Genomic DNA, 15,149 nt, shown 5'->3' with positions numbered 1-15,149 from the left:
TTAGTTCAGTAAGACGGGAAAAGACAATTGATGGCTGACCCGGTGAGTTTGAGACCAGCCATCCTGACAAAGTATCAGGCCACGACACCCAATTCAGAATCAACCAGGCTGCCACGCAAACTGTGAGGGAAAGCCTCAACAATCTCAACCTCGGCAAATCGACCAATCAGTCGAGGCTCTGCACACTTGAAGTTAACGACACGATTACACTCTGTGCGGCCACTCAGTTCACCAGGGTCTTTCTTGGAGTAGCCCGTTACCAGAATTTTCTGAGTGCTGCCTACCAAACGACGACTGATTTGCATGGCTTGTTGATTGATTCGCTCCTGCAGAATTTGCAGTCGCTGCTTTTTGGTGGACTCAGGAACGTCATCGGACATATCCGATGCTGGTGTCCCCGGACGTTTGCTGTAGATGAAACTGAACGACGCATCGAAACCGATCTCGTTGATCAGGTTCATGGTGTCTTCAAAGTCTTCATCGGTTTCACCCGGGAAGCCTACGATAAAGTCTGAAGAGAGACTCAGGTCAGGACGGTGTTCACGCAACTGACGAATCTTGTCCCGGTATATCTCAACTTCGTGGTTACGTTTCATCAGGGAGAGAATCCGGTCAGATCCGGCCTGAACAGGAAGGTGCAGGTGGCTGACAAGCTCGGGCACTTCAGCGTAAACATCGATCAGGCTCTGGGAGAACTCTTTCGGATGAGACGTGGTGAAACGAATGCGATCTATGCCATCTATTGCCGCAACAATGGTGATCAGTTCAGCCAGATCACAAACAGTACCATCGTCTTTTTCGCCACGATAAGCGTTCACATTCTGACCCAGCAGATTGATTTCGCGAACCCCTTTCCCGGCCAGACCCACGCATTCGGCAATCACGTCATCCATGGGGCGGCTGACTTCTTCACCACGGGTGTAGGGGACGATACAGAATGTACAGTACTTGCTGCACCCTTCCATGATAGAAACGAAAGCGGTTGGTCCTTCCACAGAAGGCTCCGGAAGCCGGTCAAACTTTTCAATTTCCGGAAAGGTGACATCGACCACGGGAATATGATTGCTCTGGGTCGCATCAATCATTTCTGGCAGGCGATGCAGGGTTTGTGGTCCGAAGACAACGTCTACCTGTGGCGCACGCTTGCGGATGGCTTCCCCTTCCTGGCTGGCTACGCAGCCTCCCACTCCAATCACCAGGTCGGGATTGGCTTCTTTCAGTTTTTTCCAGCGACCCAACTGATGGAAGAGCTTTTCCTGGGCTTTTTCCCTGACAGAGCAGGTGTTAACCAGCACAACATCGGCTTCTTCCGGATTGTCTGTCAACTCCAGGGTGTGGGTTTCTCCGAGCAGATCAGCCATTCGGGCTGAGTCGTACTCGTTCATCTGGCAACCGTGGGTCTTGATATAAAGCTTTTTTGTTGCGCTCATGGTTTCGCTTTCTGGGCTCACGTCTGTTGTGATTTTTTCAGACGCCAAAACCGGATTCCTGTCTGCTGTGTAACGGGCCTGAGACCTTGAAGCTGCTATATTCAGGCATCAGGTGACTCAGGATAGCAAAACCAGTGATGACTGATCTGGCTGTTGAAAGCTGGCCATTATAGCGGCAGTGAGCACCGGAAGGTAGTGAGCAATATCTCTGACACTCCATGAAGGGATTACGTGATAAGCACCCGATTACAGTTCGTCATTTAATCCTGTTTTGGGGGTGTAGACAGGCATCAGTGTCATTTTTACTATCCCGGTGTTCATAATGACATAACTTTGTACGTTGGTTCTTTGCAGGCGAACGGTATCCAGAAGGTCGTCTGCATTCGTCCTGTCCAGGGCATCGTAGAAGTCTGTTTCTTCTGCTGAAGAGCGATTACTGAGGGTGCCAAGGGCATTCTGGATATGGTCTATTTCAGGATAACTGGCGCTGGCCATCTGCATTCCGATGGCTACAGCCTTGCTGAGAATTTTGCCGATCAGTCTGAAGGGGATTTCCCAGTCATTTTCCATCAGAGTCAGTTGCACAGAGTCTGCATCTAACCAGATAATCAGCTCTGTTTTGCCTTTATTGACGCCTTTTTCTTTTGCCCAGGGGATTTCAATCGTATCTTCACGAATTGGCTGGTCGCCATTGTAATAGGTCAGATGCATGTAGATCTCAGGCTTAGTGAAATATTCGCCGACCTTCCGGAGGTTCAGCTCCAGAAGATAAGCACGTTCAGGCAGGCGTTCTGTGGCGGTGGTATTGGGGTCGACAATAGGTTTTGTATGGACCACCGGAGTACTGAGTCGGGCAGGGCGATAAACCAGCAGGATGACATCTTTATCCAGGTCATCGACATTCTTTATGGTGAAGTCGCAGTGTTTATCCTGGCAGGATGAAGCACTGGCTACTTTCGCTTTGCGGGGCTGATCCCGCTCCTTTGGTAACAGAAAGCCAATATAGGGGCTACCGGTTTCCCTGACTCTGCGGTAACGCAGTTTCATCAGAGAGTCTTTGCTTCGTTTACCGAGGTGGAAACAGTCTGCCACTCTGTCGAGTTCTTCTATCTGCTCAGTGATATCTTCCTGAACGGTTTTGGGCACTTCCGGATAATTTTTTTGAATGATGTCAGGGATGCTCTGCAGGGTAAGATCCCCTGCTTCATCCAGTTGCGAGAGCTTGGTGGTCTCTTCACGAATATGATCCAGATGTTTCCATGGCTTGAGGGTGCCGATAAAGCGCTCTTTCATATCAGTCAACCTTTGCTCCTTCTCCTTCAGGCCCAGAGTGTTAATGTCAGAACATTCTTTGTCGGCAGAAGCATGAGCGACAGAAAGTGACAAAAATAAAGCAATAAACAGTGAGAGTCGTGTATTCATGGCGAGCCTAAAGAGGGTTTGAGAAATGAACACGCAAGGTGTTGAGAGGAAAACGGAACAGATAGAGTAATTAGGTTAGATTGTCGGATCTGTCAAATTCCGCCGTTGAATATCGGATTCAGTCTTAACACCAGTGTATTTCATCCATGCAGACTCGCTTTTCATTAGCTCATGACTGCCCTGTCTGTGACATGCCAGCTGCCTTTTTTATGCACGACAGATTTTCCAGGGTAAACTCAGGAGGGTTATCGACCCTTTTAATGGTCAATAATGATTTTCCCGAAAACAGGGCGCTTGCCAGTGGCTGTCGTGTTAAATGCTCTGTGGCAGGCTAAGGGGTGGTTTTTGAAGATTTCTTCTGGACCGATGAAGACTACCGCAGCGTGTTTTCTCAATCGGGTCTCAAGGTACTGGCCTGGCATCAGCCTCTGGGGAAACCTGAAGATGGTATGCCCTGGAAGGATGAGCTGCATTCACCTTTGTTCAGTATTTACATTTTGGGACGTTGACTGGCTCATGCAATACGGCTATTGGTGATCCTCGGGCTCAATAAACTCCTGTTGCTACCTGCATACGGGGCATTTCCATCTGGGCAGATCAATGGTGATTTCAAGTTTCGTTCCGCATTCGGGGCATTCGGACGTTTGAGGTTTGTTGAATTTTTTAAAACACGCACCACACAAGTAGTGAAAGCAACTGGTAATCTTGACAACACTGCTTTTGGTAAACTTGTCCAGGCAAACAGGGCAGCGATGTGAAAGATCGTCATTCCGGGTGTCAGGCCGAATACCAACAAAGTGATTATCCCTGAGTAGAAGTCCCAGATATACCGTTTCCTCTGAGGTATTGATAGCCGATGCTTGTGAGACTACGTGGACTTCAACATCACCAGAAGTGGCGTAGGTGAAAACCTGATCCTGAGTCAAGCCACTGGCCTGCAGATTGACAACGACAAATGTTTTCTTGAACAGGTAGCTCAGCAGTGGCAATAAAATATCGAAGTCTGGCCATTTATTTTCGAGGAGTTGTTGCCTGACCAGTTGGACCTTTTCCAAGCCCTTTGCCGTTACCCAGCCTGATAGAAAATCTGAAAGTTCAGTGTCCGGTTCCTGCTGATCATCATTTAAAGAATGGTTAATCATGACTTTGAGTATTTGAATCAGTGAGGAGACGCTTCGACCTCCGGATAAATGGATGGCATGTAGCCAGCAAAAGTTATCTTTGGGAGTGTGCATAATATGGAATCCCTCAAGATAATGGTTTAACAGCTGTTGAGGGTCGTCTTTTGTCAATTCGGGTTCAGAGCCGACTTGTTGGAGCTTTTGTATTTTAGCAGGTGGTTCCGGATCCTGAGTTGTGCTGTCAGCTTCTGCGATAACAGACCGACCTTCACCGGAGCGTTTGCGTTTGCGTCCTTTCGGAGCGCCTTGTGTTTTCTTCTGCGATGGGGGGTTGGTGTTTGCATAGGTTATGCCTGATCTGGTCGTTACGCTGGTGACTATTTTGGACAGAACCTCCCGGCAGGCTTCCATGGTGGTTGCCAGGCACAAGTCAGTATCAATAAGATGAAGTTGTTCCATAACAGAGCGGTCTGACTGGGTGTGAGAATCTTCACGGCGTCGTTTATATTCCTCCTCAATGTCTTTTTGCTCCCTGACGGAGATTCCCTCGGTTTTTGCAATGTGCATCCTTCGGGAACTGTCGTCGTCTATTACTTCTCCGGCGATCTTTATCTTCAGCCTGTTTGTGGGCATTTTTTTGATAGTAATTTTAAGAATTCGTTCTCTTTCAGCTTGCTGCTTTTTAAAAAAAGTTCGGTAATCGGAGAGGTTGTATTCCGGAAATAACAGCTCGGATCCATGGTTGTAGTGCAGGACAATACTCTGGTGAGGATCGGTTTTCAGGTAAAGAGGCTCTCCGGTGTCGAGCGCCACGCTGGTGATGGACTCCAGGCCAGAGCATTGCCAGGTTCTGTTCTCAGGAGTGTCTATAGGCTGACAAAGGGTATGCGGGTCGGCCACAGGTTTTGAGCCAGTGATAATAAAAGGATAATCCGATGAAACCTGAAGAAGCGGGTGATTGCCTGACTTCAGCCCGGTAGCCTTTTGCGGATCCAAGGGAAGTGGCTGCCTACCGTCTGCCAGAACAAACCTCCACTCTCACAGAATCTCTGGTGACACTGGGCCTACTGGCCATCAGGCAGCATGCCTGGCAGCCGCTCTCGCTTAATCCAGAAAAGGATGCCGGGCCTCAGCAGCCTGGCAATAACAAGTTCCTTCACGTTTCATCTACTTGTGGAATTGTTTTTCGTGGCCCTTTTTGCAAAAGTGGCAGCATAGTATTGATTCGCATCGCGCTCAGGATATTGCTTATGCTCGCAAGGACACGGTATTGGGCATAAATGTAATGATAATCAGCAGCGAGGTATCGCTTGCGTGCTTCAAACAGCTCGTTCTGAGTATCAAGTAAATCCAATAAAGTGCGCTGACCAGCCTTAAACTGCGCCAGATATAACTTCACACTCTCTTTAGATTGCTCAACATAATCACGCAAATGGACGCGTGATTGCTTCAGTGTTTCGAAAGCGTCCCACGATGACTGCGCATTGGCCTGCACCTCTCGATAAACCCTATTCGAAAGCATCCGAGAGGCTTCCTCCCGGTAAAGAGCACGACGATAACGAGAGCTGCTTTGTCCCCCGGAGTAGAGGTTCCAGTTCATTTCTACAAGCATTCGCCATTCGTCTTCCCGACCATCAAAACCAGACACATTATCTTTCCAACTACGATCTGCGACTAAGTCAAAGCTGGGATAGTTTTCAGAACGAACCCCCTTGACATTGGCTGCTGAAGCATTCACATCAAGTTTGCTGGCGATGAGCAGCTGATTATTCTGAAGTGCTAATTCAACGGCTCGATCATGGCTTTCAGGTAAGTAAGACTGATTAACCTCTGGACGGATAAAGTTGCCAGGTTGGTTACCAGTGAGCTGCTTGTATAAGGTTTCTGCATCGGACAGGTTGTTGTGGGCTGCAAGTAAATTAGCTCTGACTCTGGCAATGCGACCTTTAATTTGTGTAAGGTCGGATTTATCGGATATGCCCTGTCGCTTGCGTGCAGCCACCATATCGTAAGTTTCGAGATGTTGCTTCAGGTTTTCTTGCGACAAACGCAGCACCTCTTGAGCATTCATTACATTGGTATAGGCTTGCGCCACCTGTAAAGCGAGTGATTCAGCCTGTGCCAGTGTCTGATAATAATGAGCCCGCATGTTGAAGTCAGCGCGCGAGTATTCACTGGTATTGGCAAAGCCACGAAACAGCGGGAGTGAGAATTTCAGTCTGGCCTGCTTGCGAGTTTGATCGGTTTCTCCAACATTAGCCCGGTCCAGATCTTCCCGCCCACCATCAGCACTCAAATCAATACTTGGCAGGAACCTGCCCTCGGCAATGTCAAGTTCAGCCTGCGATGCGTAGTAAGCCTGTAACGTTGCAGCCATATCCGGATTGGTCTGTATGGCATCATTAACCGTTTGCTCCAGGCTTTGTGCACAAGTGTTGTTCCACCAGAACATACCAAGAACGATAAGCGTGGTGCGTAATGTTGGCTTCATTGTTATCAGCTCCGAATATAAACATATAATCGCCACTGCGTTAGATGGTCATCACTGTAAAGCTCTCAATAGTGGCTTCATGATGTACTGCAATACGCTGCGTTCTGCTACGCTAATGTCGACAGTTGCTTGCATGCCAGGAATGATATTCAGGTGGCTGTTACCCTCTCCAAAGTATGCTTTTTCGACTCTGACTTTGACTATGTAATAACTATTGCCATGCTGGTCAGTAATTGAGTCAGCGGAAATGGTCTGTACTCTGCCATCGAGACCACCATAAACCGCAAAATCAAACGCCGAAATTTTCACTTTTGCATGCTGGCCGTGCTGCACAAAACCAATATCTTTCGGTTTTACCTTGACCTCAACCATTAGCTCATCATCCACTGGCACAATATCAATAAGCTCAGCCCCTGGCTTTGCGACACCGCCAATCGTTGTGACATACAATTTTTGAATCACCCCATCAACCGGCGAATGCAGTTCGGTGTTTTGAACGCTTGCCTCATTGACGGTTTTTTTACCACGGGCAATACCAAGACGCGTTCGTACTTCAGATAGCTGTTCCTGAGCTTCTGCCCGGAAGCCTGACAAAGTACTGCCTTCTTCTTTCTTGAGACGCTGAATCTCTGCTTTCAGCTTTGGGATCTGATTGTTTGTTTTATTAACCTCTGATTGTGCTTGACTGAGTCGTTGTTTAATATCAATCACAGCAGACTCAGACACCGCACCCATTTTAAGTAAGGGCTCGTTCATTTTGAGCTGCTGCCGGATCAAATCAACCTGGCGCTGCTGGTCTTCCGCCTGCTGTTGAGCTGAGACAAGTTCCTGGCGAGCCTTACTTGTTTTCAGATAGATATTATCAAGCTGCATATGAAGCTCATCCTGTCTCACTTTATAAAGCTTTAACTGCGTGTCGATAAAAGTGTTGTGGGTGGCAACTTGTTCAGGGGCGAATTCAGGGCGAGTGCCTGCGACTTCTGCCGCAAGGCGAGTTTCTTCTGCAAGCAACGATGAAGTCTCCACGACCGATTGTGTCAATGAACCACTCGCTACCGTTGGATCAAGCTCCATGAGCAACTCCCCCTGCATAACAGACTGTCCTTCACGCACGTGGATTGCTTTAATTGTACCGCCTTCGAGGTTTTGAATGACTTGTGTACGGCTAATCGGGATCGCTTTACCCTGGCCGCGAACGATCTCATTGATGTTGGCGAAATAGGCCCAAAGGAGCAAAAACAACACCATGGCAAACAATATCCAGAGCGTCACTCTGGCTGCAGACGGTGTCCGCATTAACTCGCCTTGGGAGGCGTCCGTAATAAAATCGAGATCGGCTTGAGTGAATGATTTGCCTTTTAGCCTTGATAAACTCATACAGCTCTCTTCTGGCCGGGAGGCTCACCCGCAAGCTGATCAAGAATTTCTTGTTTCGTGCCTTTCATCAGTATCTCGCCATCATCCATAACTGCGATGGAATCGAGTAAACTCAATATGGCAAGCCGTTGTGTAAAAACAATGATGGTTTTATCAGGTGCCAGCCGGTTAAGGCGCTGTATAAGTTTCCTTTCCGAGTCTTGATCAAGTGCGCTGGTTGGCTCGTCAAAGATCAGAATTTTTGGATCTCGGAGCAAAGCGCGAGCGAGAGCCACGCACTGTCGTTGTCCTCCGGAAAGCATTCTGCCTTGCTCACCGCACTCCCGGTTCAAGCCCTCCGGGTGAGTTGCTGTAAATTCGACGACGCCCGCCATCTCAGCGGCTTTAAGAATCTGTGCGTCGGTAGCGTAGGGTGTACCCGTGGCGATGTTGTCACGAATCGTTCCAGAGAATAGGGTAGGTTGCTGCTCAACACAGCCTGTCATTTTGCGCAGGTCACTTGGATCAAGCTGACGAATATCGATACCATCAAGCTTAATGACACCTTCGGTAGGCGTATAAAGTCCCATTAAAAGCCTGAGCAGAGTGGTTTTTCCACAGCCAATACGACCGATTACCGCCAATCGACTTCCTGCGGGAATATTTATTGACACCGATTTGATCACAGGAACGGTATGCTCAGGAAACGTTAACGAAACATTTTCAAGCTGAAAATGGCCCTCAGTAAGGTCACACTGAAGGTACTGTTTTTCATCTTCGCGCTCGACAGGCATTGCCATAATACCGGCAATGCCGTTGTATGCTTCTTTGGTTTGTCCCCATCGTGCGATTAAGCCTGCTACCTGCGTCATTGGAGAAATTACACGCCCTGTTAACATGCTTACTGCAATCAACCCGCCCATGGTCAGGTCATGGTTCGCAATTTCATAGACACCCACAATAAGTAAGGCAACTGTCGTCATTTGCTGGATAAAGCCAGACGTGCTTGTACCAAACGTTGAATAAAGCCGGGAACGGTTGCTCCAGTATGAAGCTTCGCCAACATTCTGTTCCCACTTTCGCTGATTTAACCCCTCCATTCGGTTACTTTTAACAGTTTCCAGGCCATTAAGGGTCTCAATCAGCAAACCATTCTTTAGCGCGGATGCACCATAGCTATGGGAGATAGCCTCATCAACAGGTCGGCGGATCAACAGAGTGATGACTAAAATAATAAAAATTGAAACCACCGGAACAATAGCGAGGTAGCCACTGAATATATAAATGGCGATCAGGAAAATAATTACAAAAGGTATATCAACCAATGTAGTCAGTGTTGCAGAAGTGATAAAATCTCGAATACTCTCAAATTCGCTCACCCTTTTAGCAAATGAACCCACTGATCTGGGTCGGTGTTCTAATTTCAAAGCCTGAACATGAGCAAAAATCCTGGAAGAAAGAATGACGTCCGACTTCCTTCCCGCAACATCCAGGAAAAAGGTTCGGATCAATTTAAGCAAAAGATCGAAGGAAAAAATAATGGCTATCCCAATTGAAAATGCCCATAAGGTATCAAAGGCTGAGTTAGGGACGACCCGATCATAAATATTTCGGACATAAAAGGGGGTAGAGAGTACAAATAAATTAATAACAACAGAAGCAATGAGCACATCACGATAAATTGGGAAAGACAATCGCAAGGTGTCCCAAAACCAATGCTTGCCTGCTTCACCGGTCATCAGACGACGGTCTTTATCAAACTTGTAATCACGTTTAATGAAAAAACTGAAGCCGGTGTACAACACACGCAGATCATCAAGGTCCATTTCAGACATACCAAAGCCAGCTTCCGGGCGAATAATTGTGGCCTTATTCGCTGTAATGTCGAGCTTGGTCAGCACACAGGCATTGCCATTATGAAGCAACAAAATAGCAGGCAAGACTTCGGGAAGTATTGCATCGAGTTCGCGATTTAATAAGCGCGCAGATAAACTGGCCCGCTCTGCCGCCCGTGGCAGCAGGGCGGGGGTGAGCTTATTCTCAATCAAAGGCAAGCCAGCGCTCAAGGCAGTCACCGTACTTGGTCTATCATATAACTTGGTCACGATAACCAAACTGTCGAGCAAGGCATCAAAGTGTGTCGGCTCCGGAGATCCCGTATCCCATCGATCAGTGACCACATTGCTGTTCTGATCTGCCATTTATTCTCCAAAGTTTGAGTGTGGGAACTGTTCTTATCTGCGATCAACGTCTGCAACGATTGTCAGTTGTGCCGTTAAATCAGTGGTAAGGAGTCATCAGTGGGCTTTGGTACCAAACTATCTATGTGCGAGCCTGAGCTTCCTATGGTTGCATCACCATGGTCAGTATCTGCAGTTCTGCTTGCCAAAAGCTTTTCATCAGTCGACGGTGATGATTCGCCTTTTATCTCATTCGAAACGCTTTGTTCATCACTCTTCTTGCTTTGTTTTTCATTGAGATGTTGCTCAACCTGACGCAGTAAGGAGCCCCCGGCTTCATTTTCGGAAGCTCCGCTAAGGACGAACCCGGCATTTACAAGCTGAGCTCTGTCGATATCACCTGAGGCCAGAGCATGGGGTTGATTTTGATCACGCAGTGACTCCAGATTGATTTGAGGTTCTTTATCGGAAAGGCTACCTTCATGTGCCCGTATATCAAGTTGGTCGGTAACGTCAGAGCTTCTAATGTCTGGAGCCTGATCATGGTTCGAAATCGGGGGGGCTGGCAAGGGCTGAGTCGGGTCCATTATCAGCGGTGCAGAATGTTCACTCACAGCATCACCTCCTGCACCGGTGGTTGTTACGACTAGCCGGATATCCATATTTTGTGCATTCCCACCGGGTAACTGTGCTGTCACGCTGGTGGTCGTCCAGTTTTGAACATCGATATGTTCTGTCATTCGGCTAACAGTATGAGTGTGACCACGGCCATCACTTAATACCGTTCCGACATCAAAACCTGTGAGTTCAATCTTACTGATATGGTCTTGCGGATCAGCAGGTGGTGTTATCATTGGCTGTAAATGCAATAGTGCTGAGCTATTTGGAGTAGCGATATTGGTATCGACTAATACTTTCTGTTCGGTCAATGCTCCGGCCTGAGACAACTGATGGTGACCCGTTACATCGACGGGTGTGCCAGCCTGATCTGCTTGTATATCAAAAACCAGGCCTGCACTTTTTGATATAACTTTGCCAAGGGGAGAATGAGCCAACAGAGTTTTGTCAACATCGACATTAGCAGCCATCGCTGCGCTGAATATCTGACCATGATAGGCATCATTAGGGTTAAATCCATGGTTCCCTGTGGCAGCGGGCCCCGACTCTTCTGCATAATGATCCTGATCCTGGGCAAGAGCAAAAACGCCATGCCCCGGGATCTGATACCCTGTTGCGACGTTGTCATGACTATACGCGCTTTGGCCATCGACAAGAAGATCCAGGTGACCAGTCACTGAGTCCCATAATATTGAGTAGCGATGGCTATTTCCGTCAGTTGTATCGATGCCGGTAGCGTACTCATGGTGGCCTATTCCAAGGGTCAGGTTATCTGGTCTCCAGACAAAAAACTCATTTGGATCTGCGGGGACGGCATAACTTAGAAACGTAGCCCCATGATGAGCACTTGTGGCAACTTGCTGACTACCGATAACGTCAAACTCAACGGCCAACTTTGTAATATGATCTGGTGTATCAAGCTGACCCTGGTTCAAAACCCCCCCGGTTCCCGCATTGCCAAAGGTCATAACTTTTTGCTCAGCGGTAAAATTTAAATCAACTGACGCTGCATCGGTTACCGGGTTGGCCGTGACCGAAACAGCTTGGGGAGGAGAGGTAACAGATTGGCTGCCATCACTTGTCGTTGCACTGACGTATAACGGCATGGAGCCCTGATAATTCACCGGAGGTGTTAAAGTCAATGATGAGACATCGCCCGCATTTACCACCCACCCACCGGAACCATCGCTATGACCTGATGAAAACTGAGTACCTGCTAAAAAACCTTTGAGGGTAATGCTTTCCGGGGTATCACCGTGTGATGCAACAATCAGGTTTAGTGCGATGGCCTTATCTTCATCTCCTGCAGGTGGGGCACTTGTCGAAATGTCAGCGGCATCAACAATACTCGAAACACTGATGTTGCCGGTAGCAACGGCTGAATCTGCCGTACCATCGTTAACGGTATAAGCAAAATGCACATCGCCGTGAAAATTGGCGACCGGGGTGAATACTAAGTTGGGGATATCACCGGTCACTATATTCTGTCCGGCAGTGACATCTGCACCATTTAACTGGAGTTTGCCCTCATTGGCGTCAGGCAGCCGGGTGATGGTGAGATGGTCCAAAACTGCACCTGCGTCCACATCCTGAAAGCCAAAGTCACCGGCACTGAAGGTATAAGGTATGTCTTCAGTACCACTTAGAGCAACCGTCGCAATCGTGGGCGCATCATTAGTACCCGTGATGGTGATATTAACGGTTTGAGCATTGCCATCACTGGCCGTAAATGTATAAGAGTCTGTGACCTGGCGCTTGCTGGCATCCGCAGCAGACGGGTTTAGATCCTGCACCTTGCTCTGGTCAAGCAGATAGGTCCACAAGCCATTAACCATGGTGAAATGACCATAGGTCGTTGCCGTGGGCGACACATTCGGGAAAACGGGATTATCACCAACATCAACATCACTAATAGTGAGCATGCCTCTAACATTATTGATATCACCAATGTCACCTTCAGCAACGGTGGCAACAGTATTTCCGGATATAATCGAAAGATGATCAACAGCCGCCAGATTCATAGAAGCCGTTTGGGCAACAGAGGCTTGATGCTCGTCCTGCACTTCATAGCTAAATTGCACCGGGCCGTTGTAATTTGTAGTCGGGGTGAAGGTGTATGTGCCGTTACGGTTATCAGTAATCCGACCATGGTCTGCTGACAGGTTGTGAATACTAAGTCGGGCACGATGATCCACATCAGTCGCGTGAGCCAGAAGGTCTGACGCCTGTAGGGTAACCAACTGATCTTCTGTACCTGCGGGCAAAACGACTGTTGAAGAGACTGTTGGTGCGTCGTTGGTACCACTAACCGCCATCATCAAGGCTTTGGTATCAGAAGCGCCACTACCGTCAGTCACCGTGACCGGGATCACGATTCTTTGCGTATCGCCATGAGCCAAGCCATCGTAGGCCGGATCGGCCGGGTCGAAAGAGTAAGTGCCATCGGCATTCAACGTAAACCCTGCCACTTTCGTTGTGGTGGTGTAGCTTGCGGTGTCGCCCGTATCGACATCGGTGGAGGTAATGCTGCCAGTGATCAGCTGGCTGGCTCCCTCTGTTGCAGAGGCGGTGGAAATGGCGTTCAGTACCGGGCCATCGTTAGAACCGTTAATGGTGATAACAATATTATGCGTTGTGCCATCCGCACTCTGAATCCGGATTGTATCGGTCAGGCTGTTGGTGGTCGTTGCGCCAGCCCCCAGTGCCTGAACGTCGGCATGGGTGTTATCCAGGTTGTAAGCCCAGTGACCATCAGCATTAAGGTGTAAGGAGCCATGGGTCGCGTTGTAATTACCCGACTGGAAATGATCCTGCCCCGCATCCTTATCAGTGATACTCAGGATACCAGTGGCCTGTAATGAAGCATCCTCGGTGACGCTACCGGAGTCTGCTCCGGAAATCACCGCAGCATTAGGTTGACCGTGTACAGTAATAACCAGATTCCGGGTATCGGTGGCACCATGTTGATCGGTAACCGTAATGGGGATAGTCACCGTTTTATCCTGACCGGCCGCAAGGAACTGGTACGCGGCATGGCCCGGATCAAAAGTATATTGACCATTCTTGTTAAGCGTGAATCCATCAACCGGGGTAGTGATTGAATAAGCGACGGATGCATGGTTATCCGGGTCTTTTGAAGTGACCTGCCCGCTAAGTTGGCTGCCATTTTCTGTCGCGCTTTGTGCCTGTATCTGATCAAGCACGGGTGCGTCGTTGGTACCGCTAACCGCCATCACCAAGGCTTTAGTATCAGTAGCACCACTACCGTCAGTCACCGTGACCGGGATCACGATTCTTTGCGTATCGCCCTGAGCCAGGCCATCGTAGACCGGATCGGCCGGGTCGAAAGAGTAAGTGCCATCGGCATTCAACGTAAATCCTGCCACTGTCGCTGTGGTGGAGTAGGTTGCAGTGTCGCCGGTATCGACATCGCCAGAACCAATGCTTCCTGTGGTCGGCTGGCTGGCACCTTCTATTGCAGAGGCAGCGGAAATGGCGTTCAGCACCGGGCCATCGTTAGAACCGTTAATGGTGATAACAATATTATGCGTTGTGCCATCCGCACTCTGAATCCGGATCGTATCGGTCACGCTGTTGGTGGTCGTTGCGCCAGCCCCCAGCGCCTGAACGTCGGCATGGGCGTTATCCAGGTTGTAAGTCCAGTGACCATTAGCATTAAGGTGTAAGTTGCCATGGGTTGCTGTGAAGTTACCTGCCCGGAAGTGATCCTGCCCTGCATCTTTATCGCTGATACTCAGGGTACCAGTGACTTGTAATGAAGAATCCTCAGTGACGCTTCCGGAGTCTGCTCCGGCAATCACTGCAACATCCGATTGACCCTGAAGAGTAATGACCAGATTTTGCGTGTCTGTGGCTCCATGTTGATCAGTAACCGTAATGGGGATAGTCACTGTTTTATCCTGACCGGCCGCAATGGACTGGTAAGTGGCATGGCTCGGATCAAAAGTATATTGACCATCCCTGTTGAGTGTGAAGCCATCCACAGGAGTAGCGATTGAATAAGTGACGGATGCATGGTTATCCGGATCTTGTGAAGTGACCCGCCCGCTAAGTTGGCTGCCATCTTCCGTCGCGCTTTGCGCCTGTATCTGATCAAGCACGGGTGCGTCGTTGGTACCGCTAACCGCCACCACCAAAGCTTTAGTGTCAGAAGCGCCACTACCGTCAGTCACCGTGACCGGGATCACGATTCTTTGCGTATCGCCCAGAGCCAAGCCATCGTAAGCCGGATCGGCCGGGTCGAAAGAGTAAGTGCCATCGGCATTCAATGCGAACCCTGCAATTGTCGCCGTGGTGGAGTAAGTTGCAGTGTCGCCCTTATCGACATCGGCGGAAGTAATACTTCCCGTGGTCAACTGGCTGGCACCTTCTGTTGCAGAAGCGGCGGAAATGGCGTTTAGTACCGGGCCATCGTTAGAGCCGTTAATGGTGATAACAACATCATGCGTTGTGCCATCCGCACTCTGAATCTGAATGGTATCGGTCAGGCTGTTGCTGGTCGTTGCGCCAG

The 15,149-nt window shown here is 48.9% G+C and carries 8 protein-coding genes; all 8 read right to left on the bottom strand.

The genetic code is table 11. The annotated features are described in order from the left end of the window. Window positions 1–74 precede the first annotated feature (74 nt). Window positions 75–1,430, bottom strand: coding sequence for a tRNA (N6-isopentenyl adenosine(37)-C2)-methylthiotransferase MiaB (gene miaB / locus KBW69_RS11105; protein ID WP_257280891.1), 1,356 nt, complete (start codon window positions 1,428–1,430; stop codon window positions 75–77). A gap of 246 nt (window positions 1,431–1,676) precedes the next feature. Beyond that, window positions 1,677–2,852: a hypothetical protein gene (locus KBW69_RS11100; RefSeq protein ID WP_257274632.1), complete on the bottom strand. Its 1,176-nt coding sequence runs from the start codon at window positions 2,850–2,852 to the stop codon at window positions 1,677–1,679. 257 nt (window positions 2,853–3,109) lie between these two features. Then, entirely contained in the window at window positions 3,110–3,274 is a 165-nt protein-coding gene (locus tag KBW69_RS11095; RefSeq protein WP_257280889.1) for a hypothetical protein, read from the bottom strand. A 141-nt stretch (window positions 3,275–3,415) separates the two neighbouring features. After that, on the bottom strand, window positions 3,416–4,969 hold the full coding sequence (locus KBW69_RS11090) for a zinc finger, RING-type domain-containing protein (RefSeq protein ID WP_257280888.1): 1,554 nt from the start codon (window positions 4,967–4,969) through the stop codon (window positions 3,416–3,418). A 160-nt stretch (window positions 4,970–5,129) separates the two neighbouring features. Continuing rightward, the gene (locus tag KBW69_RS11085; RefSeq protein WP_257280887.1) at window positions 5,130–6,464 is read right to left on the bottom strand and encodes a TolC family outer membrane protein; all 1,335 of its coding nucleotides are present in this window, start codon (window positions 6,462–6,464) and stop codon (window positions 5,130–5,132) included. 51 nt (window positions 6,465–6,515) lie between these two features. After that, entirely contained in the window at window positions 6,516–7,841 is a 1,326-nt protein-coding gene (locus tag KBW69_RS11080; RefSeq protein WP_257275921.1) for an HlyD family type I secretion periplasmic adaptor subunit, read from the bottom strand. Beyond that, on the bottom strand, window positions 7,838–10,021 hold the full coding sequence (locus tag KBW69_RS11075) for a type I secretion system permease/ATPase (RefSeq protein WP_257280886.1): 2,184 nt from the start codon (window positions 10,019–10,021) through the stop codon (window positions 7,838–7,840). The genes KBW69_RS11080 and KBW69_RS11075 overlap by 4 nt, the downstream gene beginning before the upstream one ends. A 74-nt stretch (window positions 10,022–10,095) precedes the next feature. Then, on the bottom strand, window positions 10,096–15,149 hold a 5,054-nt coding region (locus tag KBW69_RS11070), incomplete at its 5' end, for a VCBS domain-containing protein (RefSeq protein WP_257280885.1).

Source organism: Endozoicomonas sp. ISHI1 (assembly GCF_024606225.1).
In the GTDB taxonomy this organism is placed as follows: domain Bacteria; phylum Pseudomonadota; class Gammaproteobacteria; order Pseudomonadales; family Endozoicomonadaceae; genus Endozoicomonas_A.
The sequence above is the reverse complement of the archived record's forward strand: the minus strand, read 5'-3'. Positions and strand labels throughout refer to the sequence as shown.

What these genes read in the sequence shown, in the direction of transcription:
- miaB (WP_257280891.1), bottom strand. Translation starts at nt 1,430, where the DNA reads ATGAGCGCAACAAAAAAGCTTTATATCAAGACCCACGGTTGCCAGATG.
- KBW69_RS11100 (WP_257274632.1), bottom strand. Translation starts at nt 2,852, where the DNA reads ATGAATACACGACTCTCACTGTTTATTGCTTTATTTTTGTCACTTTCT.
- KBW69_RS11095 (WP_257280889.1), bottom strand. Translation starts at nt 3,274, where the DNA reads ATGCCAGGCCAGTACCTTGAGACCCGATTGAGAAAACACGCTGCGGTA.
- KBW69_RS11085 (WP_257280887.1), bottom strand. Translation starts at nt 6,464, where the DNA reads ATGAAGCCAACATTACGCACCACGCTTATCGTTCTTGGTATGTTCTGG.
- KBW69_RS11080 (WP_257275921.1), bottom strand. Translation starts at nt 7,841, where the DNA reads ATGAGTTTATCAAGGCTAAAAGGCAAATCATTCACTCAAGCCGATCTC.
- KBW69_RS11075 (WP_257280886.1), bottom strand. Translation starts at nt 10,021, where the DNA reads ATGGCAGATCAGAACAGCAATGTGGTCACTGATCGATGGGATACGGGA.